Annotated in this window: 16 protein-coding genes, 2 tRNA genes and 3 rRNA genes; 9 read left to right on the forward strand and 12 right to left on the reverse strand. The window is 57.7% G+C overall.

Annotated features, from left to right (window positions below; translation table 11 throughout):
• Positions 1-136 precede the first annotated feature (136 nt).
• The 7 genes from cobA to AC3IQ7_RS08845 all read right to left on the reverse strand — a co-directional run bounded on the left by cobA (position 137) and on the right by AC3IQ7_RS08845 (position 7,020).
• Positions 137-901: a uroporphyrinogen-III C-methyltransferase gene (gene cobA, locus AC3IQ7_RS08815; RefSeq protein WP_322427675.1), complete on the reverse strand. Its 765-nt coding sequence runs from the start codon at positions 899-901 to the stop codon at positions 137-139.
• 28 nt (positions 902-929) lie between these two features.
• Positions 930-2,246, reverse strand: a complete 1,317-nt coding sequence (locus AC3IQ7_RS08820; RefSeq protein WP_099379002.1) for a sulfate adenylyltransferase subunit 1 — start codon at positions 2,244-2,246, stop codon at positions 930-932.
• On the reverse strand, positions 2,246-3,157 hold the full coding sequence (gene cysD / locus AC3IQ7_RS08825) for a sulfate adenylyltransferase subunit CysD (protein WP_034782216.1): 912 nt from the start codon (positions 3,155-3,157) through the stop codon (positions 2,246-2,248). Before cysD ends, AC3IQ7_RS08820 begins: the two co-directional genes overlap by 1 nt.
• A 40-nt stretch (positions 3,158-3,197) precedes the next feature.
• Complete coding sequence (locus AC3IQ7_RS08830) at positions 3,198-3,914, reverse strand: phosphoadenylyl-sulfate reductase (protein WP_099379003.1); 717 nt, start codon at positions 3,912-3,914, stop codon at positions 3,198-3,200.
• 9 nt (positions 3,915-3,923) lie between these two features.
• On the reverse strand, positions 3,924-4,484 hold the full coding sequence (locus AC3IQ7_RS08835; protein ID WP_219312948.1) for a DUF934 domain-containing protein: 561 nt from the start codon (positions 4,482-4,484) through the stop codon (positions 3,924-3,926).
• Entirely contained in the window at positions 4,477-6,165 is a 1,689-nt protein-coding gene (locus tag AC3IQ7_RS08840) for a nitrite/sulfite reductase (RefSeq protein ID WP_099379005.1), read from the reverse strand. The genes AC3IQ7_RS08835 and AC3IQ7_RS08840 overlap by 8 nt, the downstream gene beginning before the upstream one ends.
• Before the next feature lie 81 nt (positions 6,166-6,246).
• Positions 6,247-7,020 carry a sulfite exporter TauE/SafE family protein gene (locus AC3IQ7_RS08845; RefSeq protein ID WP_034782225.1) on the reverse strand — a complete coding sequence of 258 codons (774 nt, stop codon included), beginning with the start codon at positions 7,018-7,020 and terminating at the stop codon, positions 6,247-6,249.
• Between the two features lie 160 nt (positions 7,021-7,180).
• Between AC3IQ7_RS08845 and AC3IQ7_RS08850 the strand changes: the two genes are divergently transcribed.
• The 3 genes from AC3IQ7_RS08850 to AC3IQ7_RS08860 all read left to right on the forward strand — a co-directional run bounded on the left by AC3IQ7_RS08850 (position 7,181) and on the right by AC3IQ7_RS08860 (position 9,976).
• Positions 7,181-8,122, forward strand: coding sequence for a CysB family HTH-type transcriptional regulator (locus AC3IQ7_RS08850; protein ID WP_034751505.1), 942 nt, complete (start codon positions 7,181-7,183; stop codon positions 8,120-8,122).
• A 61-nt stretch (positions 8,123-8,183) separates the two neighbouring features.
• Positions 8,184-8,834 carry a class I SAM-dependent methyltransferase gene (locus tag AC3IQ7_RS08855; RefSeq protein ID WP_099379006.1) on the forward strand — a complete coding sequence of 217 codons (651 nt, stop codon included), beginning with the start codon at positions 8,184-8,186 and terminating at the stop codon, positions 8,832-8,834.
• 194 nt (positions 8,835-9,028) lie between these two features.
• The gene (locus tag AC3IQ7_RS08860) at positions 9,029-9,976 is read left to right on the forward strand and encodes a porin (protein ID WP_046682561.1); all 948 of its coding nucleotides are present in this window, start codon (positions 9,029-9,031) and stop codon (positions 9,974-9,976) included.
• Positions 9,977-10,022: 46 nt separating this feature from the next.
• On the opposite strand, the gene AC3IQ7_RS08865 is transcribed toward AC3IQ7_RS08860, so the two are convergent.
• The 3 genes from AC3IQ7_RS08865 to AC3IQ7_RS08875 all read right to left on the reverse strand — a co-directional run bounded on the left by AC3IQ7_RS08865 (position 10,023) and on the right by AC3IQ7_RS08875 (position 13,483).
• Positions 10,023-11,213 (reverse strand): PAS domain-containing sensor histidine kinase, encoded by a 1,191-nt coding sequence (locus AC3IQ7_RS08865; RefSeq protein ID WP_322427677.1) that lies wholly within the window; start codon positions 11,211-11,213, stop codon positions 10,023-10,025.
• 150 nt (positions 11,214-11,363) lie between these two features.
• A complete protein-coding gene (locus tag AC3IQ7_RS08870) occupies positions 11,364-12,122 on the reverse strand; it encodes a LytR/AlgR family response regulator transcription factor (RefSeq protein WP_035825940.1) in 759 nt (252 codons plus the stop codon).
• A gap of 68 nt (positions 12,123-12,190) precedes the next feature.
• Positions 12,191-13,483 (reverse strand): sensor histidine kinase, encoded by a 1,293-nt coding sequence (locus tag AC3IQ7_RS08875; protein ID WP_099379008.1) that lies wholly within the window; start codon positions 13,481-13,483, stop codon positions 12,191-12,193.
• Between the two features lie 607 nt (positions 13,484-14,090).
• On the opposite strand from AC3IQ7_RS08875, the gene AC3IQ7_RS08880 reads away from it, so the two are divergent.
• The 6 genes from AC3IQ7_RS08880 to AC3IQ7_RS08905 all read left to right on the forward strand — a co-directional run bounded on the left by AC3IQ7_RS08880 (position 14,091) and on the right by AC3IQ7_RS08905 (position 20,672).
• A 16S ribosomal RNA gene (locus tag AC3IQ7_RS08880) occupies positions 14,091-15,621 on the forward strand.
• A 98-nt stretch (positions 15,622-15,719) separates the two neighbouring features.
• Positions 15,720-15,796, forward strand: a tRNA-Ile gene (locus AC3IQ7_RS08885).
• Positions 15,797-15,808: 12 nt separating this feature from the next.
• Positions 15,809-15,884, forward strand: a tRNA-Ala gene (locus AC3IQ7_RS08890).
• 238 nt (positions 15,885-16,122) lie between these two features.
• Positions 16,123-19,012, forward strand: a 23S ribosomal RNA gene (locus tag AC3IQ7_RS08895).
• A gap of 138 nt (positions 19,013-19,150) precedes the next feature.
• Positions 19,151-19,263: ribosomal RNA gene (gene rrf, locus AC3IQ7_RS08900) — 5S ribosomal RNA — on the forward strand.
• Together the 16S, 23S and 5S rRNA genes with 2 tRNA genes alongside form the textbook arrangement of a ribosomal RNA operon.
• 110 nt (positions 19,264-19,373) lie before the next feature.
• On the forward strand, positions 19,374-20,672 hold the full coding sequence (locus tag AC3IQ7_RS08905) for a leucine-rich repeat-containing protein kinase family protein (protein WP_489210413.1): 1,299 nt from the start codon (positions 19,374-19,376) through the stop codon (positions 20,670-20,672).
• Between the two features lie 53 nt (positions 20,673-20,725).
• Here AC3IQ7_RS08905 and AC3IQ7_RS08910 read toward each other — a convergent pair whose 3' ends face one another.
• Together AC3IQ7_RS08910 and AC3IQ7_RS08915 are read right to left on the reverse strand one after the other, a co-directional pair.
• Positions 20,726-21,991 (reverse strand): nitronate monooxygenase, encoded by a 1,266-nt coding sequence (locus AC3IQ7_RS08910; RefSeq protein WP_070277935.1) that lies wholly within the window; start codon positions 21,989-21,991, stop codon positions 20,726-20,728.
• Positions 21,992-22,175: 184 nt separating this feature from the next.
• Positions 22,176-22,661: a YajQ family cyclic di-GMP-binding protein gene (locus AC3IQ7_RS08915; RefSeq protein WP_034759416.1), complete on the reverse strand. Its 486-nt coding sequence runs from the start codon at positions 22,659-22,661 to the stop codon at positions 22,176-22,178.
• Positions 22,662-22,699: the final 38 nt, after the last annotated feature.

The following is a 22,699-nucleotide window of genomic DNA, read 5'->3' on the forward strand; positions in this document are numbered from 1 at the left end:
GCTATGGCGGGGCGAAGCGTGAATTTATTGCTATCACGCAACAACTTCTCGAGAAAAGATGCGTGAGCATCGTATCATGTTTTTTCTGAAGACGTCGGTTACTGACTTTAAAGTCGGTAAAATACGCTGTGTTTATTCAAGCATGGCGCGCCAGAATGGCAACCGGTTCTGCGATGGCTTGGTGCGTGCGCGCGGCCATGGCGTCGCCCAGCATCACCAGCACGGGGCCTTGGGTGTCGCCCAGTCCATGCGCCAGGGCGCTCAGCGGCAGGCGCACGATGCGCTGGTCCGGGCGGCTGCAGTTTTCGATGACCACCACCGGGGTGTCGGCACGGCGGCCCTGCGCCAGCAGGCGCTGCGCCGTGGCGATGGCTTCGCGGCCGCCCATGTATTGCACCAGGGTATCGCAGTCGGGAATGCGCGTCTGGTCAGGTTCTCCCGGCGCCGTGCTGGAAGTAAAGAAGGCGACGCTGCGCGACACGCCCCGCTTGGTCAGCGGCTGCTGCGTGGCGGCCGCGGCTGCCAGGGCCGTGGTAATGCCTGGCACCACTTCCACGTCGATGCCCGCTTCTTCCAGCGCGCGCAGTTCCTCGTCGGCGCGGCCAAACAGCATGGGGTCGCCCCCTTTCAGGCGCACGACGATGGCGTGCTTGTGCGCGTTGTCGACCAGTTGCTTGTTGATGAAGGCCTGCGCCGTCGACAGCTGGCCGCAGCGCTTGCCGACCAGAATCTTCTGCGCCTGCGGGCACAACTCCAGCATCTCTTCGGTGACCAGCGCGTCGTGCAGCACGACGTCCGCTTGCGCCAGCAGGCGCGCGCCGCGCAAGGTCATCAGGTCTTGCGCGCCGGGGCCGGCGCCGACCAGGTAGACCTTGCCGGGGAGAGATGGGGAGCTGTTCATATGGCTGCCTTTCCTGGACTATGCGGGGTTAGAGTCGAACCATTCCGGCCGCGACCGTCTGGTGGGTGACTTCATCGATCAGGATGAAGGCACCGGTGGCGCGGATATCGGCATACGCGTCGGCCGCCAGCGCCTGTTGCACATTCAGGCTGATGCGGGCGATATCGTTCAGCTTGAGGCCTTCGGCCGGATGGCGCTGCTGCGTATTGATGTCGAGGATCGATTCGATCGCCGTCACCTTGGCCGCCGTCTGTTTCGTGCCATGCTTGATCCAGTACTTGCGGCGCAGGTCCAGCGCGTCTTCCGACAGCCAGCACACGTCAGCCACCACCTGTTTCAGCAGGGTGGCAGGGCGCTCGCTGCTGGCCAGCAAGTCGCCGCGCGAGATATCGAGGTATTCATTGAGCAGCAGGGTCACGGACTGGCCCACCACGGCCGTTGGCAGCGAGCCGTCCAGGGTGACGATATCCTTGACGGTGGCCGTCTGGCCCGATGGCTGCACCACGAGGGTGTCGCCGATGCTGACCTTGCCCGCCTCGATGCGGCCCATGTAGCCGCGGAAGTCGTTCGCTTCGTGGCCGTTGTGGCGCGCCACCAGTTGCACCGGAAAGCGGAAGGGCGTGTCGTGCGATTCGTCGTAGACGGACAAGGACTCAAGCAGCTCGATCAAAGTCGGACCCGTGTACCAGCCCAGCTTGTCACCGCGTTCGACGACGTTGTCGCCGGTGAGTGCCGACAGGGGGATCGGCGTGATGTCCTTCAGTCCCAGCGACTGGGCGAATTCGCGGTAGGCCGCGACGATGCGGTTATACACGGTTTCATCGTAGTCGACGAGGTCCATCTTGTTGACGGCCACAACCACGTGCTCGATCTGCAGCAAGTGGGCAATCGTCGAATGGCGCTTGGTCTGGATCAACAGTTCCACGCTGCCATCGTCGCCGAGTTTGACTTTCGACACGTCGATCAGGATGATGACGGCGTCGGCGGTGGAGGCGCCCGTGACCATATTGCGCGTGTATTGCTCGTGGCCCGGCGTATCGGCGATGATGAATTTGCGTTTCGGCGTGGCGAAGTAGCGGTAGGCAACGTCGATGGTGATGCCTTGCTCGCGTTCCGCTTCCAGGCCGTCCGTCAGCAGCGACAGGTCGACCGTGTCGCCCACCGTGCGCTTGTGCTTGGAGCGCGACATGGCGTCGAGCTGGTCGGCAAAGATGCCCTTGCTGTCGAACAGCAAACGGCCGATCAGGGTGCTCTTGCCGTCATCGACGGAACCGGCCGTGATAAAACGCAACATGCCGCGTTCGACGCTGTCGGTGAGGTTGGTGTTCTGGAGTGCTGCGTTCATTAGAAATACCCTGCTTTCTTGCGTTTTTCCATCGAGGCTTCGGAAGTCTGGTCATCCATGCGGGTGGCGCCCCGTTCCGTGATTTGCGTGATTGCCGTCTCGGCGATGATGGCGTCGACCGTGGCCGCATCGGACGATACGGGGCAGGTGCACGAAATATCGCCCACCGTGCGGAAGCGCACGACTTGCGTTTCCACCGTTTCACCCTCGCGCGGCGGCGTCAAATCTGTCAGCGGCACCAATAAACCGTTGCGCGGGATCACCTGGCGCTCGTGCGCAAAGTAGATCGGCGGCAATTCCAGTTGTTCGCGGGCGATGTATTGCCACACGTCCAGTTCGGTCCAGTTCGAGATGGGGAAGACGCGCATGTTTTCACCGGGATGCACGCGGGTGTTATACAGGTCCCACAATTCCGGACGCTGGGCTTTCGGGTCCCAGGCGCCGAATTCGTCGCGGAACGAGAAGATGCGTTCCTTGGCGCGGGCTTTTTCTTCATCGCGGCGCGCGCCACCGATGCAGGCGTCAAAGCCATGTTCGGCGATGGTTTCCAGCAAGGTCACGGCTTGGGCCGCATTGCGCGAATCCGTGGCCGGGTTGCGCAGGCGCACGGTGCCGCGCTTGATCGAGTCTTCCACGGAGCCGACGATCAGGCGTTCGCCCAGTTCCGCCACCTTCTTGTCACGGAACGTGATGACTTCCGGGAAGTTGTGGCCCGTGTCGATATGCACGAGGGGGAATGGAAACTTGCCCGGGCGGAAGGCTTTTTCGGCCAGGCGCAGCAGGACGACGGAATCCTTGCCGCCCGAAAACAGCAGCGCGGGGTTGGCCGATTCGGCCGCCACTTCGCGCATGATGTGGATGGCTTCCGATTCAAGGCTGTCGAGGTGACGCTGGTTCAAAATATTGCTCATATGGGGTGCTTTCTTGTTCTGCTGAGTCTGTTATGTCTGTTCAGGCTGCCACGGATTTGATGCGTATCAACTTACCGTCCACCATGTGCAGGCCGCATTCCTTGGAGTCCGGGTTTTCCCACCACCAGCGTCCGGCGCGCACATCTTCGCCTGGCTGGACGGCCCGCGTGCACGGTTCGCAGCCGATCGACGGGTAGCCCTGGTCGTGCAGTGCGTTGTAGGGCACGTCGTTGGCGCGGATGTAGGCCCATACGTCTTCTTCCGACCAGTCGGCCAGCGGATTGAATTTCGTCATCGCATGCGCCGCATCGTCTTCCTGCACGTGCAATTCGGCGCGCGTGGTGGACTGCGCGCGGCGCTGTCCCGTCACCCAGGCCTTGTTGCCGGCCAAGGCGCGGCCCAGCGGTTCGACCTTGCGGATGCGGCAGCATTCGCGGCGCATCTCGACGCTGTTGTAGAACGCATTGAGACCGTTCTGTTCCACGTAGGCGGCGACTGCTTCCGGCTGCGGGCGGTACAAGGTGATGTCGTGGTCGTAACGGGCCTTGACCTTGTCGAGCACGGCCAGGGTTTCCTGGTGCAGCCGGCCTGTTTCCAGGGAAAAGATGCCGATGGGCAGCTTTGCCTTGAGTATCATGTGGGTCAGCACCATGTCTTCGGCTGCCAGGCTGGACGCAAACACGGCCGGCGAAAAATCCGCGGCGATGCGTGTCAGCGTTTGCTCGGTGGCGTCAATCAAAGAAGTCAAATTGCTCATGATCGGTCCTCAGATGCCGGCCGCATTGTCGAGGTCAGGATTCTGGCCTTCGCGCTGGTGGCGGCGGAACAGCGGCGATTTTTGATCCCACGAAGCCTGGTAGGTTTCCGAAAAGACGGACAACCCTTTCAATGCGTCATGGATGCTGCGGTCAGGGCGTGTCGCATACGCATCGAAACCGACGCGGTGCATCGAAAACAGCTGGTCGCGCAGCACGTCGCCGATGGCGCGCAATTCACCCTGGAAACCCAGGCGGGCGCGCAGGTTGAAGGCGATGGAATAGCCGCGGCCATCCGTGAATTTCGGGAAGTCCACGCCGATGACGGGCAGTTGCGCCACATCAGCCGCCAACTCTTCCGGGCGTTCGTCGCTGGCCAGCCACACGCCGATGTCGGGCAGGCGGGCGGCCAGGGTTTCGCGCTGGGCTTGCCATACGGGCAGGGGCACGATGACCTTGCCTGCAGGCACGACCACCGTTTCCGGCGTGTCGGTTTCATCGAGGCGCAGCAAGCCCCAGGTATTCGGCACCACGGCGGCGTTCTTGATGATTTCTTCGCGTACTTCAAACATATTCGTCTTCTCCCACCAGGTTGCCGACGGTGATCGGCGTTGCATATACGTGTTCCTTGAACGGCGCCAGGCCCAGGCGCTGGGCCGTATCGACGAAGCGCTCGCCTTCATGGCGGTCGCGCACATAGACGTGCAGCAGGCGGCCGATGACTTCAGGCATCTGCAGGGAAGAGAACGATGGTCCGATGATCTTGCCGATGGCCGCGTTGTTACCTTGCGCGCCGCCGATCGACACTTGATACCATTCGCTGCCATCCTTGTCGACGCCGAGGATGCCGATGCTGCCCACGTGATGGTGGCCGCAGGCATTGATGCAGCCGGAAATATTCAGTTCGATCTCGCCGATGTCGTGCTGGAAGTCGATGCTGTCGAAGCGTTCCGCGATGGCGGCCGCGATCGGCAAGGACTTGGCGTTGGCCAGCGAGCAGAAATCGCCGCCGGGGCAGCAGATCATGTCCGTCAGCAAACCGATGTTCGGCGTGGCCAGGCCGTGCGCCTTGGCTTCCTGCCACAGTGTGAACAGTTTCGACTGTTCCACGTCGGCCAGCACCAGGTTTTGCTCGTGCGTCACGCGCAGTTCGCCAAAGCTGTAGCGGTCGGCAAGATCGGCCACGAAGTCGATCTGCTCGGCCGTCGCGTCGCCGGGCGGCACGCCGGTTTTCTTCAGGGACAGCACCACGGCCACGTAGCCGGGGCGCTGGTGTGGCTTGACGTTGCGCGCCAGCCAGTTCACATACGCCTTGTTGTCCGCGTGTTCCGCCTTGTAGTCGAGTTCCGGCAGGGCCAGGTAAGCAGGTGGATTGAAGAAGTCCGCCACGCGCTGCATTTCCTCGGCCGTCAATGTTTCCGGACCATCCTTCAAGTCGACCCATTCCGCTTCCACCTGGCGCGTGAATTCTTCCACGCCGATGGCTTTCAGCAAGATCTTGATGCGCGCCTTGTATTTGTTGTCGCGGCGGCCGTGCAGGTTGTACACGCGCATGATGGCCTGGATGTAGGTCAGCAAATGCTGCCACGGCAAGAAGTCGCGCACGACGCTGCCCAGGATCGGCGTGCGGCCCATGCCGCCGCCCGCCATCACCTTGAAGCCGACTTCGCCAGCGGCGTTGCGCACGGCCGTCAAGCCGATGTCGTGCACGGCGATGGCGGCGCGGTCTTCCTCGGCGCCATTGATGGCGACCTTGAATTTACGCGGCAGGGCGATGAACTCGGGGTGGAAGGTGCTCCACTGGCGCAACACTTCCGCGTACGGGCGCGGATCGATGATTTCATCGGCCGCGACGCCGGCGAACGGGTCGGATGTTGTATTACGGATACAGTTGCCGGACGTCTGGATCGCGTGCATTTCCACGGATGCCAGATCGGTCAGGATATCGGGAGTCTGTTCCAGCTCAATCCAGTTGAACTGGATGTTCTGGCGCGTCGTGAAGTGGCCGTAGCCGCGGTCGTACTTGCGCGCGATGTGCGCGAACATGCGCATCTGCGTCGACGACAGCAAGCCGTACGGCACGGCGATACGCAGCATGTAGGCGTGGCGTTGCATGTACAGGCCGTTTTGCAGGCGCAGCGGAATGAATTCCTCTTCCGTCAGTTCATTGGCGATACGGCGCGCAACCTGGTCTCGGTACTGGGCGATGCGTTCTTTGATGATGAGGTGGTCGTACTGATCGTAATGGTACATATCAATTCCTAAAAAAGCCGGGGTGCTGGAAGATTGCCTGGGATTATGTTCTTGATACTGCTCTTGTCACTTGTTCGGTAATTAATAGATTAGCTTCACTGCCACGCCGGTCAAGGTCATCGCCAGCAACACTCTTAAAAACTTTTCCGGCACGGAGCGGGCGACCCAGGAACCCAGGGTGATGCCGGGCAGGGAGCCGACCAGCAAGGAGGCCAGCAATTCCCAGTGGATGGAACCGAGCCACCAGTGGCCCAGGGCGGCGATGGCCGTTAGGGGCACGGCGTAGGCGATGTCGGTGCCCGCCACTTCGGCTGAGCTCATGCGTGGATACAGCATCACCAGCAAGGTCGCGCCGATGGCGCCGGCGCCGATCGACGAGACCGTCACCAGCACGCCCAGCACGGCGCCGGAAATAATGGTTGCGGCGGCAAGCTTGTTGCCTTGCAATTGTTTCTCAGGGTGCGCATTGATCCAGGCCAGCATGCGGCCCTTGAAAATCAGTGCCACGACGGTCAGCAGCACGGAGCCGGCGATGGAGTAACGGATGATCTGGCCGATTTCCGGCGACAGGGTGCCGAACGACTTCAGCGCCAGGGTCGCGATGACGGCGGCGGGCAGGGCGCCGATGCACAGGCGCTTGACGATATCCCAGCGGATGGTGCCGCGCAGGCGGTGCGTCAGGGTGCCGGCGCTCTTGGTGATCGAGGCGAAGGCCAGGTCGGTGCCCACCGCCACGGAAGGCGGCACGCCAAACAGCAGGGTTAACAGCGGCGTCATCAGCGATCCGCCGCCCACGCCGGTCATTCCTACGAGTAATCCTACGGCAAATCCTGAGACTATATAAGACAAAGTCATGCTTGCACCCCCAAAGTACCCGCAATAGTAATAAACTTAAGGTTTAATCCAAACTACTTAGTACGCATTTGCTTATATGCGATATGCGTATATGCATGAACGCAAAATCATGGGTGGGGCGGAAACTCGGCAAATCACGGCAATCTAGGGCAAACCAGCAATGAATCTCCATCAACTGCGCTTCGTGCGCGAAGCGGTCCGGCAGAATTACAACCTGACGGACGCCGCCAAGGCCTTGTTTACGTCGCAACCGGGCGTATCGAAAGCCATCATCGAGCTGGAGGAAGAGCTGGGCGTGGATATTTTTACGCGCCACGGCAAGCGCATCCGCGGCTTGACGGAGCCGGGCCGCCTGGTGCTGGAGTCCGTCGAGCTGATCATGCAGGAAATCGACAGCATGAAACGCATCGGCAAGGAATTCGCAGCCCAGGACAGCGGCAGCTTTACCATTGCCACCACGCACACGCAGGCCCGCTACACCTTGCCCAAGGTGGTGCAAGCCTTCATGCTGAAGTTCCCGAAGGTAAGATTGTCTTTGCTGCAAGGAAATCCGCGCCAGATCGCCGAGATGGTGCAGCGCGACCAGGCCGACCTGGCCATTGCCACGGAATCGATCGCCGCCATCGATGGCTTGATCACCTTGCCATGCTATCAATGGGAGCACGTGGTGGTGGTGCCGGTCGACCATCCGCTGCTCAAGTCGAAGTCCGTGACCCTGGAAGAAATCGCCGCTTTCCCCCTGATTACCTATGACAGCGCGTTCGCCGGACGCAACAAGATCGACCACGCTTTCGTGCTGCGCGGCCTGAAACCGGACATCTTGCTCGAAGCCATTGATGCGGACGTGATCAAGACTTATGTCGAGTTGGGCATGGGGATTGGTATCATAGCGGGTATGGCCTTCGATGCCGAGCGCGACAAAGGCTTGCGCGCCATCCCTGTCGGCCACCTGTTCGGCATGAATGTGTCGCGTGTGGCCGTCAAGCAAGGCGCGTATTTGCGCAGCTATATTTATACCTTTATCGAGTTGCTGACACCAACCCTGAACCGCAAGCTCATAGAGCAGGCCATGAGCGGCGATAAAGAGCACTACGAACTATAACAATGCAGGAAGTCGGCCGGGCGAGTTGCCTGGCCAAGATTATTTAAGAAGAGAAGAAACAATGATTACCGATCAGCTTGCCAAATATTACGCCACCATCGCGCAGCAGTATGAGCGCGTCTATGACAAGCCAGAACGCCAGGAAGACCTGGAAGTGTTGCGCGACAAGGTCGCCGATGTGCTGGAAGGCCACACCGTGCTGGAACTGGCTTGCGGCACGGGTTACTGGACGGAAGTGGTCGCCGAATCGGCCGAGTCCGTGCTGGCCACCGATATCAACGATGAAATGCTGGCGCTGGCCCAGGCCCGCGGCTTGCCCGACAACGTCACATTCGCCAAGCTCGACGCATTCAACTTGCCCGATGATCTGCTGGGCAAGTTTACGGCCGTGTTCGCAGGTTTCTGGTGGTCGCACGTCAAGCGCGAAGACCAGGATAAATACCTGAAGCAATTGCGCAGCAAGCTGGGCAAGGACATCATGCTGGTGCTGATCGACAATTCCTATGTCGACGGCAGCAGCACTGTTATCGCGCGCACCGACCTGGAAGGCAATACGCACCAGTTCCGCACGACGGACGCGGGCGAGCGCTATGAAGTGCTGAAGAATTTCCCATCGGATAGCCACCTGCGCAAGAAGTTTGCCCACTCTGCCCGTGAAATCCGCATGAAGCGCCTGGAATACTACTGGCTGCTGAGCTGCCGCCTGAAATAAAGTTGCAACGGCAACGCAAGCCGCCCTCGGGCGGTTTTTTTTCGCCTGTTGTTTTTATCTGACACGATGTTGTGCAAAAAAACAACATCTTGTCGATGTCATATTGTTGAAGTATTTCGTTGGCATGATTCGGTTCAGCAGCTAAGCAGCTCAGCAGCAGCTCAACTTGTCCAACCTAATGTAGAGAATCTCAAGTGAAAAAAATTACTCTGGCAGCATTGATCATCGGCACCTTCGCAGCAGCTACGGCACAAGCACAATCGAACGTCACCGTGTATGGCCTGGTTGACCTCGGTATTGCCAAGACCACTGGCCAGCCGACGGTACAACGCGAAAACAACGCGTCGCGCCTCGGTTTCAAGGGGACGGAAGATCTGGGTGGCGGCCTGTCCGCAATTTTCAACCTGGAAAGTGAATTCCTGGCTGACACCGGCGCGCAAAAAGGCGTGTTGTTCGACCGTCAAGCTTACGTGGGCTTGAAAGGCGCGTTTGGTACCGCCATCCTGGGCCGCACCAAGAACCTGGTCGATGGCACCATCGCCCGCGTCGATCCCTTCAACACCTACGGCGTGGTCGGCAAGAACAATGAAACCCTGCTGCGTTCGGGCGTCGGCTCGTCGCGCGTCAACAATGCCGTGACCTACAACAGCCCAAGCTTTGAAGGTTTCGTGGGCAGCCTGCAATACGTGCTGAGCGAAGTCAACAGCGCTGACGCAGGCGTGATCGGCCTGGCAACTTACGACAACGGCCCGATCAGCTTGCACGCCGGCTACGAAAAAGCCGTGCAAGCAACGGCAACGGCCGCCAAGCCGGACCTGTGGTCCATCGGTGGCGGCTATAAATTCGGCCCGGCCAAGATCACGGCCGCCTACTCGAAAGGCGACACCAAGGTTGCCACGACTGGCGAATTCAAGTCCTACCTGATCGGCCTGAACTACACGGTTGGCGGCGGCGATGCCAAAGTGTCGTATGGCAAGCAAGAGCAAAGCAACAACAAGTTCAAGGATCAGGACACCATCAAGGAGTTCGGCGTTGGTTACGACTACCACCTGTCGAAGCGTACCGACGTGTACGCTTACGCTGGCCGCGAGCGCGTCAAGTCGCTGACCTCGTACCAGATCGGTCTGGCACACAAGTTCTAAGCAGTATTCGATGTGACGAAGTAGAAGGCGCCTGCGGGCGCCTTTTTTATTGCATCGCCGCTGCTGCCGCTTCCGCATGCATGGGCAGCGAGATTTCGATGCGTGTGCCGCCCAGTTCGCTATCGGCGCCGATATGGATGCTGCCATTCAAGCCCCACACCCGCTCGCGCATGCCCAGCAAGCCCAGGGCCGTGGCTTTTTCCAGGTCGTGCTCGGCAATCCCGCGACCATCATCCTGGATGGTGATGGCCAGCGAGGAATCGATGCGGTGCAGGGCGATGGTGATGTGGCTGGCCTCGGCATGGCGCGCGATGTTCGTCAGCGCTTCCTGCACGATGCGGTAGATGGCCGTGCTGCGCGCATCGTCGAGCACGAGGTCGGCTTCGTCGGCCAGCAAGTCGAAATGGATGGCGCGGCGCAGCAGGAAGTCGTGGCGCAGTTTTTGCAGCGCAAAATACAAGCCCCCTTCATCGAGCGCGCGCGGACGCAGGTTGCTGGCGATGCGCCGCAATGAGGTGATGGCCGTCACCAGCAAGCCATCCATGTTGTGCAACAACGCTTGCAGGGACGCGGTGGTGTCCGTGTGCTGGCGCACCAGAGTCAGGTCGACGCGCAAGGTGGCCAGCAATTGCCCCAGATCATCATGCAGTTCACGCGCGATATGCTTGCGCTCTTCTTCGCGGATCGATTGCAGCGCGCTCGACAATTCGCGCAGTTGCGAAAAGGAGCGGGCCAGTTGTTCATGCATCTGCTGGCGCGCGCTGATGTCGCGCACGATGATGGTAAACACGCTATGGCCGTCTTCCTGCATGGCCGAAAGCGAACCTTCGAGGGGGAACATGACACCATCGCTGCGCCGGCCCGTCAGGGTGTAGTCGGTGGCGCGCCGGCCCGTCAGGCGCAGTTCCTGGCCGATGTCGCCAAACGGCGGATCGCCCTCGTGCGTGCCCAGGCCGCCCAGGGTACGCAAATCGCGCAGGATGTAGTGGCCCAGGCGCATGCCGCGCATGCCGGCCGGCGTGTCGTCGAACAATCTGGCTGCCGCCGCGTTCGCGTGCAGGATGATTTGCCCGCTGTCGATGCTGATGATGGCGTCGCTGGCGCTGTCGATGATGGCCTGGCCACGCGCCTGCCGTTGCCGGCGGGCTTTCAGCGGAGGAAACAAGCACAGCAAAAGCGCTGCCGCCATGCCGAGCGGCAGGATGCGTAGCAGTGTGGAACTGCCTCGGTCAGGCATGGGATTCTCCTTGCGAACGTGAACGAAGGCAGGCAAGACAGGACTTGATGTAGCCTATGCCTGTTGGGATGGCGTGGCTTGATGTGGCGCAGGAAGGGGAAAGAAGAGGGCAAGCGCCGCGCCGGCCTGGGCCGGGCGGCGGCGGGAGGCTTACATTTGCTTGAACAGGTGCAAGAAACTGCGGCTCACTTCGAGCTTGTCGGACTTGCCCTTGATGAGCACCAGGTGGCGGCCGCGGATATCGCGCGTCACGCCTTCGATGGCATTCACGTTGACCAGGGTGGCGCGGTGGATTTGCCAGAACAGCGAAGGATCGAGCTCTTCGGCCAGGTCGCGCACGGGCTTGCGGATCAGCGCCTCATACTTGGCGGTCTGCACGCAGGTGTATTTCTCGTCGGAACGGAAGAACAGGATCTCTTCCACGGGGATCATGCGCAAGTCCTGGCCGATGCTGGCCTGTATCCATTGCAAATAGGTGGGCTTGGCCGTGATTTTTTCCGCCAGTTGCGACAGCATGGCCGTGACGCTGCTGTTGACGTCCAGGGCCGGCTTGTTCAAATGCGTTTTCAGGCGCTCCACGGTGACCAGCAAGCGCTCATGCTCGGGTGGCTTGAGCACATAGTCGACGGCGCCCCGCTCGAAGGCTTCGACGGCGTGGCTATCGTAGGCCGTGACGAAGACGATATGCGTCTTGCCACCGATCACTTGCGCCGCTTCCATGCCCGTCTTGCCCGGCATGCGGATATCGAGGAAGGCAAAGTCCGGCTTGAGTTGCTCCACCAGTTCGATCGCTTCGTCGCCATTCTTGGCTTCGCCGATGATTTCCAGTTCAGGCCAGGCTTGGCCCAGGCGCAGGCGCAGCTGGTCGCGCATCAGTCTTTCGTCGTCGGCAATAATAGCGGTAGGCATAGGTCTCAAGTGTGAACAGGCGAAGATTGATTATTCAATGATTTAGCGTTTTTATCAACTACTCTGTCTTATTTGGACAATTGATATGGCACTTCGATCACGGCGCACACGCCGGACGGTTGATTTGGCGTAATGGTCAGGCTGCCCTCGTCACCATGCAGCAGCTTCAGGCGCTCACGGATGGTGGGCAAACCGAGGCCCGTGCCATCGCTGGGCACCACGCCAAAGCCGAGGCCATCATCGGTCACCGTGACGCGCAGCTTGCTGTGCGCCACTTCGGCCACGATGCGCAGGGTGCCTCCCTCCGGTTTGACTTCCAGGCCGTGCTTGATGGCATTTTCCACCATCGATTGCAGCATCATGGGCGGGAAGGCGGCGCTGCGCAGGCCGTCGGGAATCTGGAAGTCGACGGTCAGGCGTTCTTCCATGCGCATTTTCAGCAGATTCAAATACGCTTGCACCATGTCCGCTTCACGGCCCAGGTTGGTAATCAGGGCGTTGTCGCGCATTTGCGGCAGTACGGCGCGCAAATACTGGATCAGGCTGCGCTGCATCTTGGCCGCGCGTGGCGGATCGACCTGGATCAGGTGTTCGACGGAGGCAAGCGTGTTGAACAGGAAGTGCGGCTCGACTTGCGCCTGCATCATCTGCATCTTCGCTTCGCTGAGCTGGCGCTGCATGGATTCCCGTTCGGCCGCTTCATTTGCCGTGACGGTTTCCGCCTCCGCCCGTTTCTTGCCGCCGACCAGGGCTTTCATGGCGAACAGGGCCAGTACCAGAAGGGACACAAAGCTCTTGAACCAGGTCGAGGCTTGCTGGTGATAGCGCGACACTTTTTGTTCTGCCGCATCATCGACCGCTTCTTCGATGGCATTCGACAACTCTTCGCCGATTTGCGGCGGCAGTTCGATGTGGACTTCTTCGCCCGAGGCATTCGTCGTTACTGGGTAGCTGGGTTTGGCAGGGGCGGCAGGTGGCTCGGGTGGTTCCGGCGGCACGGTACTGGCCTGTGCGTCCGCCTCGGCGGCATCAGCCGGATCGCTGGCGGCATCGGCCGCGCTGCTACGGCGGTTCTTGCTGCTGCGGGGATTGAAATGGATGCCCGTATCGTCGATCAGGATATTGGTCTCGCCCGAGCCCTTGCTGCTGCGTTTATGCGACTTGATGACCACTTCTTCGTTCGGGCTGGACGAGAAAAGCTCATCTTGCAAAATGGAACCGGCGATCAGGGCCAGTGCAGCGAACAGGAAAAATTTCCACCAGGACAGTTGGGTGACCCAGGTCGTCGTCGCGTCGAATGCCCGTTGCAACCAAGCAAGGATGGTTTTTAACAATTGGGGCAGGCTGGAAATCGGAAGCATGGTGGCACTTTCAAGTACAAGAGTTAATCGACGCAGCGGGCAAGTTTAACCCCTTGTTGAGTAGCGTCAGAGTCTGATGTTGCCACTGTGCCTAAAGACCACGAACTACGCCAGCCGATTGCGACAGGCTGCACAAAAAGGCGCTTGAAGTGAAGACTATGCTTGCTGGGCGGCGAGGGCGGGAAAATAGCCCTTGCGGGGTGGGCGGGGCGGGGCTATAATTCGCCCCCTCGCTGAACGACGCATGCAAATGCAGAGTAAAGCAGGGTGAAAAAAGAAGGTTGACGAAATGCTGCAAATGCTTCATACTCTTCCTTCTTCGCAGCTGACAAACACAACGCTTTGTCGATAGCGCGAAAGCAGTAACCGAATACAGTTCTTTAACAATTAACAGTCGATAAGTGTGGGCATTTGATGTAAGTGCAGCGTCAATCTTCGGATTGGCGTCTAACTTAAAATATATCAAATGTTCACAAGAAATAATGAAATAGGCGCTACGAAAGTAGTGGCCTGTCAGTTTTTTGAGTGAGCAAATCTTTTGCAGTGCAAAAGATTTGGATGGTAGTGATGCTGTCCGACCTGTCAGAAATGACATTAAACAGAGATTAAACTGAAGAGTTTGATCCTGGCTCAGATTGAACGCTGGCGGCATGCCTTACACATGCAAGTCGAACGGCAGCACGGAGCTTGCTCTGGTGGCGAGTGGCGAACGGGTGAGTAATATATCGGAACGTACCCTAGAGTGGGGGATAACGTAGCGAAAGTTACGCTAATACCGCATACGATCTAAGGATGAAAGTGGGGGATCGCAAGACCTCATGCTCGTGGAGCGGCCGATATCTGATTAGCTAGTTGGTAGGGTAAAAGCCTACCAAGGCATCGATCAGTAGCTGGTCTGAGAGGACGACCAGCCACACTGGAACTGAGACACGGTCCAGACTCCTACGGGAGGCAGCAGTGGGGAATTTTGGACAATGGGCGAAAGCCTGATCCAGCAATGCCGCGTGAGTGAAGAAGGCCTTCGGGTTGTAAAGCTCTTTTGTCAGGGAAGAAACGGTGAGAGCTAATATCTTTTGCTAATGACGGTACCTGAAGAATAAGCACCGGCTAACTACGTGCCAGCAGCCGCGGTAATACGTAGGGTGCAAGCGTTAATCGGAATTACTGGGCGTAAAGCGTGCGCAGGCGGTTTTGTAAGTCTGATGTGAAATCCCCGGGCTCAACCTGGGAATTGCATTGGAGACTGCAAGGCTAGAATCTGGCAGAGGGGGGTAGAATTCCACGTGTAGCAGTGAAATGCGTAGATATGTGGAGGAACACCGATGGCGAAGGCAGCCCCCTGGGTCAAGATTGACGCTCATGCACGAAAGCGTGGGGAGCAAACAGGATTAGATACCCTGGTAGTCCACGCCCTAAACGATGTCTACTAGTTGTCGGGTCTTAATTGACTTGGTAACGCAGCTAACGCGTGAAGTAGACCGCCTGGGGAGTACGGTCGCAAGATTAAAACTCAAAGGAATTGACGGGGACCCGCACAAGCGGTGGATGATGTGGATTAATTCGATGCAACGCGAAAAACCTTACCTACCCTTGACATGGCTGGAATCCCCGAGAGATTGGGGAGTGCTCGAAAGAGAACCAGTACACAGGTGCTGCATGGCTGTCGTCAGCTCGTGTCGTGAGATGTTGGGTTAAGTCCCGCAACGAGCGCAACCCTTGTCATTAGTTGCTACGAAAGGGCACTCTAATGAGACTGCCGGTGACAAACCGGAGGAAGGTGGGGATGACGTCAAGTCCTCATGGCCCTTATGGGTAGGGCTTCACACGTCATACAATGGTACATACAGAGCGCCGCCAACCCGCGAGGGGGAGCTAATCGCAGAAAGTGTATCGTAGTCCGGATTGTAGTCTGCAACTCGACTGCATGAAGTTGGAATCGCTAGTAATCGCGGATCAGCATGTCGCGGTGAATACGTTCCCGGGTCTTGTACACACCGCCCGTCACACCATGGGAGCGGGTTTTACCAGAAGTAGGTAGCTTAACCGTAAGGAGGGCGCTTACCACGGTAGGATTCGTGACTGGGGTGAAGTCGTAACAAGGTAGCCGTATCGGAAGGTGCGGCTGGATCACCTCCTTTCTAGAGTTTGCACGAATCAGAAATGGTTCACGCATCAAATGTTCACACTTATCGGCTGTTAAATGAAGAAGAAACAGTAGTCGTAGTAGTTCCGCGTTGGGGCTGTAGCTCAGCTGGTTAGAGCACCGTGTTGATAACGCGGGGGTCGTTGGTTCGAGTCCAACCAGCCCTACCAGTAAAAATTCCCGGGGGATTAGCTCAGCTGGGAGAGCACCTGCTTTGCAAGCAGGGGGTCGTCGGTTCGATCCCGTCATCCTCCACCACGTTTTACTCGAAAGTACAAATGTAAGCCTCTGGGTTTAGATTTGATCTTTTAGCGATCAAAGCTGTTTCGTTCTTTAACAATCTGGAAGAAGTAAAGATTATTTATTGATCGGTTTGCCGTAAAAGGTAAATCGATGGGTAATGATTGTATGTATCAACAAACAAGCAACAACGTTGTACTTTCTTATCCCTGTAGCGCTCTTTTCGTTTGAAAGAATGAAGAGGCTAACGTTATAGGGACAAGCGAATAAGTGCACATGGTGGATGCCTTGGCGATTACAGGCGATGAAGGACGTAGTAGCTTGCGATAAGCTGCGGGGAGTGAGCAAACACACTTTGATCCGCAGATTTCCGAATGGGGCAACCCACCCTTTTAGGGTATTGCATACTGAATACATAGGTATGCAAGGCGAACGCGGCGAACTGAAACATCTAAGTAGCTGCAGGAAAAGAAATCAACCGAGATTCCCAAAGTAGCGGCGAGCGAAATGGGAAGAGCCTGTACGTGATAGTCGGACCGATAACAGAATCCTCTGGAAATAGGAGCCATAGTGGGTGATAGCCCCGTATGTGAAATCGGACCGGTGATACTAAGCGTACGACAAGTAGGGCGGGACACGTGACATCCTGTCTGAATATGGGGGGACCATCCTCCAAGGCTAAATACTCGTAATCGACCGATAGTGAACCAGTACCGTGAGGGAAAGGCGAAAAGAACCCCGGAAGGGGAGTGAAATAGATCCTGAAACCGTGTGCATACAAACAGTAGGAGCGGACTTGTTCCGTGACTGCGTACCTTTTGTATAATGGGTCAGCGACTTACATTCAGTGGCAAGGTTAACCATATAGGGAAGCCGTAGAGAAATCGAGTCCGAATAGGGCGATCAGTCGCTGGGTGTAGACCCGAAACCAAGTGATCTACTCATGGCCAGGATGAAGGTGCGGTAACACGCCCTGGAGGTCCGAACCCACTAATGTTGAAAAATTAGGGGATGAGCTGTGGGTAGGGGTGAAAGGCTAAACAAACTTGGAAATAGCTGGTTCTCTCCGAAAACTATTTAGGTAGTGCCTCAAGTATCACCATCGGGGGTAGAGCACTGTTATGGCTAGGGGGTCATTGCGACTTACCAAACCATTGCAAACTCCGAATACCGATGAGTGCGAGCTTGGGAGACAGACGTCGGGTGCTAACGTCCGGCGTCAAGAGGGAAACAACCCAGACCGCCAGCTAAGGTCCCAAAGATTGGCTAAGTGGAAAACGAAGTGGGAAGGCTAAAACAGTCAGGATGTTGGCTTAGAAGCAGCCATCATTTAAAGAAAGCGTAATAGCTCACTGATCGAGTCGTCCTGCGCGGAAGATGTAACGGGGCTAAGCCAGTCACCGAAGCTGCGGATATTGTTCTGTGATTTATCACAGATATATATGGTAGGAGAGCGTTCTGTAAGCCTGCGAAGGTGTCTTGTAAAGGATGCTGGAGGTATCAGAAGTGCGAATGCTGACATGAGTAGCGATAATGGGGGTGAAAAGCCTCCACGCCGTAAGCCCAAGGTTTCCTGTTCAACGTTCATCGGAGCAGGGTGAGTCGGCCCCTAAGGCGAGGCAGAGATGCGTAGCTGATGGGAAGCAGGTTAATATTCCTGCACCGTCGTATGATGCGATGGGGGGACGGATCGCGGAAGGTTGTCCAACTGTTGGAATAGTTGGTTTTTGGCTCATAGAAGGCGCTTAGGCAAATCCGGGCGCGGAATTCAAGGGGTTGAGACGAGTGAACTTGTTCACGAAGCAATCGGAAGTGGTTCCAAGAAAAGCCTCTAAGCTTCAGTCATACGAGACCGTACCGCAAACCGACACAGGTGGGCGAGATGAGTATTCTAAGGCGCTTGAGAGAACTCGGGAGAAGGAACTCGGCAAATTGGTACCGTAACTTCGGGAAAAGGTACGCCCCGGTAGCTTGAATGGTTTACTCCATGAGGGTGAAAGGGTTGCAATAAACTGGTGGCTGCGACTGTTTAATAAAAACACAGCACTCTGCAAACACGAAAGTGGACGTATAGGGTGTGACGCCTGCCCGGTGCTGGAAGATTAAATGATGGGGTGCAAGCTCTTGATTGAAGTCCCAGTAAACGGCGGCCGTAACTATAACGGTCCTAAGGTAGCGAAATTCCTTGTCGGGTAAGTTCCGACCTGCACGAATGGCGTAACGATGGCCACACTGTCTCCTCCCGAGACTCAGCGAAGTTGAAATGTTTGTGATGATGCAATCTACCCGCGGCTAGACGGAAAGACCCCATGAACCTTTACTGTAGCTTTGCATTGGACTTTGAACCAATCTGTGTAGGATAGGTGGGAGGCTTTGAAGCGGGGACGCTAGTTCTCGTGGAGCCAACCTTGAAATACCACCCTGGTTTGTTTGAGGTTCTAACCTTGGTCCGTTATCCGGATCGGGGACAGTGCATGGTAGGCAGTTTGACTGGGGCGGTCTCCTCCTAAAGTGTAACGGAGGAGTTCGAAGGTACGCTAGATACGGTCGGACATCGTGTTGATAGTGCAATGGCATAAGCGTGCTTAACTGCGAGACTGACAAGTCGAGCAGGTACGAAAGTAGGACATAGTGATCCGGTGGTTCTGTATGGAAGGGCCATCGCTCAACGGATAAAAGGTACTCTGGGGATAACAGGCTGATTCCTCCCAAGAGTTCATATCGACGGGGGAGTTTGGCACCTCGATGTCGGCTCATCACATCCTGGGGCTGTAGCCGGTCCCAAGGGTATGGCTGTTCGCCATTTAAAGTGGTACGTGAGCTGGGTTTAAAACGTCGTGAGACAGTTTGGTCCCTATCTGCCGTGGGCGTTGGAAATTTGAAGGGGGCTGCTCCTAGTACGAGAGGACCGGAGTGGACGAACCTCTGGTGTACCGGTTGTCACGCCAGTGGCATTGCCGGGTAGCTAAGTTCGGAAGAGATAACCGCTGAAAGCATCTAAGCGGGAAACTTGCCTTGAGATGAGATTTCCCAGAGCCTTGAGCTCTTTGAAGGGTCGTTCGAGACCAGGACGTTGATAGGCTGGGTGTGGAAGTGCAGTAATGCATTAAGCTAACCAGTACTAATTGCCCGTACGGCTTGTCCCTATAACCTTAGCAGGTACAGAGGATAAGACGGTACAACGTTGTGCGTTTGTTGATACTACCAGTCATTACCCCAATCTTTGCTTCTTCCAGATTCAGGCTTTGTCGCTCCATTGAGGACAAACGCCAGTACAAGTTATGCCTGATGACCATAGCAAGTTGGTCCCACCCCTTCCCATCCCGAACAGGACCGTGAAACAACTTTGCGCCGATGATAGTGCTGCAACCAGTGTGAAAGTAGGTTATCGTCAGGCTTGTTATTCGAAAAAACCCCTTCCGGTGATCCGGTTGGGGTTTTTTTACGTCCAATGATTTATGCATGGCATCGATCGCGTGCTACCTTGAAAGGGATATCTTGTCTGCTGTGCATACACTGGAGCAATTACGCGCTGGCCAACTGGCTGGCCTGCGCCGCCTGAAGCTGTCCTGCGGCTTGACGGACTTTCCCCACGACATCTTCGACCTGGCAGACAGCCTGGAAATCCTCGACCTGTCCGGCAACGCGCTGTCCGCGCTGCCCGACGATTTGCCGCGCCTGCACAAGCTGCGCATCATTTTTTGCTCGGATAACCTGTTTACCACTTTACCTACCGTGCTCGGTTCCTGTCCTGCACTGGAAATGATCGGTTTCAAGGCGAACCGGATCGACCACGTGCCAGCCGCAGCCTTGCCATCCAGATTGCGCTGGCTGACCCTGACCGACAATGCCATCGCAGTCTTGCCGGACGAACTCGGCATGTGCAGTGAGCTGCAGAAACTCATGCTGGCGGGAAATTGCCTCGACAGCTTGCCCGCTTCGTTGGCGAACTGCCGCCGGCTGGAACTGGTGCGCATCGCCGCCAACCGTTTCACGGCGTTGCCCGAATGCCTGCTGTCCTTGCCACGCCTGAGCTGGCTCGCGTATGCGGGCAATCCCTTTACGCAAGCGCGTGAACTGGCGGCCCTGGCCGGTGTGGCTGCGGCGGGCATGGCATGGCAGCGCCTGGAACTGGCGCAGCAGCTGGGTGAGGGCGCATCGGGAGTGATTTACCGTGCCCGCCTGGATGGTGTGGATGAGGTTGCCGTCAAGGTATTCAAGGGGGCCATGACCAGTGATGGCTTGCCGCGCAGCGAGATGGCCGCTTGTGTCGGCGCCGGCGCCCATCCGGGCCTGATTCCCATCCTCGGGACGCTCGATGCGCATCCGCAAGGGGCGCTGGGGCTCGTCATGCCGCTCATCGACACGGCCTTCCGCAATCTGGCCGGACCGCCGAGCCTGGAATCGTGCACGCGCGACGTATATGCCGATGGCGCATGCTTTGATCCTGCGCAAGCCCTGGCCATTGCCCATGGCATCGCTTCGGCCGTGTGCCAGCTGCATGCGCGCGGCATCGTGCACGGCGATCTGTATGCGCACAATATCCTGCATGCGGACGCGGGGGCTTGCCTGCTGGGTGACTTTGGCGCGGCGTCGATGTTTGCGCCCGGTTCAGCGCAAGGGGACTTGCTGCAGGGCATAGAGGCGCGCGCCTTTGGCGTGCTGCTGGGTGAATTGATCGCGCATTCTGCGACGCCCTTGCCCGCCCTGCAGGTCATGATGGAAGCTTGCCTGCAGGAAGAAGTATTGCGGCGGCCCGGCTTCAACGTGATCGAGCGGGGCTTGCGGGACATCTTCCCCGCATAAAAAATGGCGCAGCCTTCGCAGGCTGCGCCATTTTTATTTCAGGCTAGCAAGATTCAGCTTGCTACCAGAATTTCTTTTTCCGGCAGGGCGATCTGGTTGTCGACGCTGAACTGGTAGTCCTTGAAGACGTGTTCGGCCGTCAGGATCTGGTATTCGCCGTTGTCGAGCTTGTGCGTGGTGTCCTTCAGGCGATACGTGTAATGGCCGCAGGTCCAGCAGTTGAAGTTGCGCATGTGCGTGCACAGGCAAGTCTTGTCCATCACGACGACGGTTTTTTGTTCCGGATGGGCAGCCACTTCGCGGTTGTACGAATTGATGTACGCGCAGTTACCCGTTGCATCGAGCAGGTAGCCATACGATTCGCAGCCTGGACGTATGCCGGCGCCGATGGCGGGCGTGTTCTTCAGCATGCGCATCGGGTAGCCCGTCGGCGAGACGCCATTGACGATGATGTCTTCTTCCGATGCCTTGTAGTATTCCTGCTTGACCTTGTTTGGCAAGCCGCATTCCTTGGTGACGGTAAAGCGCGTCGCCACTTGCACGCCAGCCGCGCCCGCTTCCAGGAAGGAAACGGCATCGCTGCCCGTGAAAATGCCGCCGGCGGCGATCAGCGGGATGTCCAGCTGTTCCGCTTTCAGGTAGGCCAGCAGTTCCGCCGTGATCGTGTGCAGGTCGTAATTGGCCCAGTCCATGCCGAAACCCAGGTGGCCGCCGGCCAGGGGGCCCTCGACGATGATGAAGTCGGGCAAACGGTCCAGCTTGGCGTTCTTGCGCAGGAAAATCTGCAAGGCGCGCACGGACGAGACGATGATGCCCAGCTTGGCATCACGGAAACGCGGATGGTCGGCCATCAAGGCGAACGAACCGAAGTGCAGGCCGGCGGACAGGGTGATGCCGTCGATGCCGGCGTCCAGCGCCGCATTCAGGCGCACGCGCAAGGTTTCGCGGGGGCCGTTCATGGTCAGCTTTTCCATGCAATTGACGAAGATCAAGCCATCGCCTTTTTTCGCTTCCATGGTGCGGCCGATATGCAGGCGCTGTGCTTCCGCCAGGCGGCCCAGGTCGAACTGCACCACGGCCTTGTCGCTGTTATTGATGTTGAACTTGTACAGTTTCGTCTTGTCTTTGACGAAGGTGGTGTCGAAACGGCGATCCGACACGTCTTCCACCATGGCATCGGAAATATGGCCGATACCGTTCAGCCGGGCCGCTTCCAGGGCCAGCTCCGACGTGGAAATATCCACACCCATTCCGCCTATCATGATGGGCACATATTCTTTTTTGCCAAATCGCAGGCGGAAATCATCAACACGTTTCATTGCTATCCTTAGACTACCGTGGTTATCACTGAGCCAGATGTACGGTCAAGCCCGCTGCCGGTCAGGCGCGCGGGCGCATGTAGCTGTGCGCAGCTTCAATTCTACCCCAAGCGGGCAGGCTCTCCGAGGCAGAGCTTGCCACCATGCCGCGTGAACGCTGGCTGGATCGTGCGCTTGATCGAAATTAATCGCGGAAATTGTTAAATTCCAGCGGCATATCGGGCACGTCCTTGCGCAGCATGGCCATGGCCGCCTGCAGGTCGTCCCGCTTGGCGCCCGTGACGCGCACGGCTTCACCCTGGATGCTCGCTTGCACTTTCATCTTGCTGTCCTTGATGACGCGCACGATTTTCTTTGCATCATCCGATTCAATGCCATTCTTGATCTTGATGATCTGCTTGACCTTGTCGCCGCCGATCTTCTTGATGTCACCTTCGTCGAGGAAGCGCACATCGACCTTGCGTTTGGTCAATTTGTTGGTCAGCACGTCGCGCACTTGGCTGAGCTGGAATTCCGAGTCCGCAAACGCGGTCAATTCGTTTTCCTTGTGCTCGACGCGGGCATCGCTGCCCTTGAAGTCGAAGCGCGTCGTGATTTCCTTGTTGGATTGCTCGACTGCATTCTTGACTTCGATCATATCGGCTTCGGAGACTACATCAAATGACGGCATGGTCTGTTCCTTTTCTTGTTAAAGCGAGCGCACGCTCG

This window comes from Janthinobacterium sp. GL_088, assembly GCF_057837845.1.

Excerpts from the sequence above, each read along its gene's own strand:
- cysD (WP_034782216.1), bottom strand. The coding sequence starts at position 3,157 with ATGAGCAATATTTTGAACCAGCGTCACCTCGACAGCCTTGAATCGGAA.
- AC3IQ7_RS08865 (WP_322427677.1), bottom strand. The coding sequence starts at position 11,213 with ATGCCTGACCGAGGCAGTTCCACACTGCTACGCATCCTGCCGCTCGGC.
- AC3IQ7_RS08875 (WP_099379008.1), bottom strand. The coding sequence starts at position 13,483 with ATGCTTCCGATTTCCAGCCTGCCCCAATTGTTAAAAACCATCCTTGCT.
- AC3IQ7_RS08855 (WP_099379006.1), top strand. The coding sequence starts at position 8,184 with ATGATTACCGATCAGCTTGCCAAATATTACGCCACCATCGCGCAGCAG.
- AC3IQ7_RS08870 (WP_035825940.1), bottom strand. The coding sequence starts at position 12,122 with ATGCCTACCGCTATTATTGCCGACGACGAAAGACTGATGCGCGACCAG.
- AC3IQ7_RS08910 (WP_070277935.1), bottom strand. The coding sequence starts at position 21,991 with ATGAAACGTGTTGATGATTTCCGCCTGCGATTTGGCAAAAAAGAATAT.
- AC3IQ7_RS08840 (WP_099379005.1), bottom strand. The coding sequence starts at position 6,165 with ATGTACCATTACGATCAGTACGACCACCTCATCATCAAAGAACGCATC.
- AC3IQ7_RS08915 (WP_034759416.1), bottom strand. The coding sequence starts at position 22,661 with ATGCCGTCATTTGATGTAGTCTCCGAAGCCGATATGATCGAAGTCAAG.
- AC3IQ7_RS08820 (WP_099379002.1), bottom strand. The coding sequence starts at position 2,246 with ATGAACGCAGCACTCCAGAACACCAACCTCACCGACAGCGTCGAACGC.
- AC3IQ7_RS08850 (WP_034751505.1), top strand. The coding sequence starts at position 7,181 with ATGAATCTCCATCAACTGCGCTTCGTGCGCGAAGCGGTCCGGCAGAAT.
- AC3IQ7_RS08845 (WP_034782225.1), bottom strand. The coding sequence starts at position 7,020 with ATGACTTTGTCTTATATAGTCTCAGGATTTGCCGTAGGATTACTCGTA.
- AC3IQ7_RS08835 (WP_219312948.1), bottom strand. The coding sequence starts at position 4,484 with ATGTTTGAAGTACGCGAAGAAATCATCAAGAACGCCGCCGTGGTGCCG.
- cobA (WP_322427675.1), bottom strand. The coding sequence starts at position 901 with ATGAACAGCTCCCCATCTCTCCCCGGCAAGGTCTACCTGGTCGGCGCC.
- AC3IQ7_RS08830 (WP_099379003.1), bottom strand. The coding sequence starts at position 3,914 with ATGAGCAATTTGACTTCTTTGATTGACGCCACCGAGCAAACGCTGACA.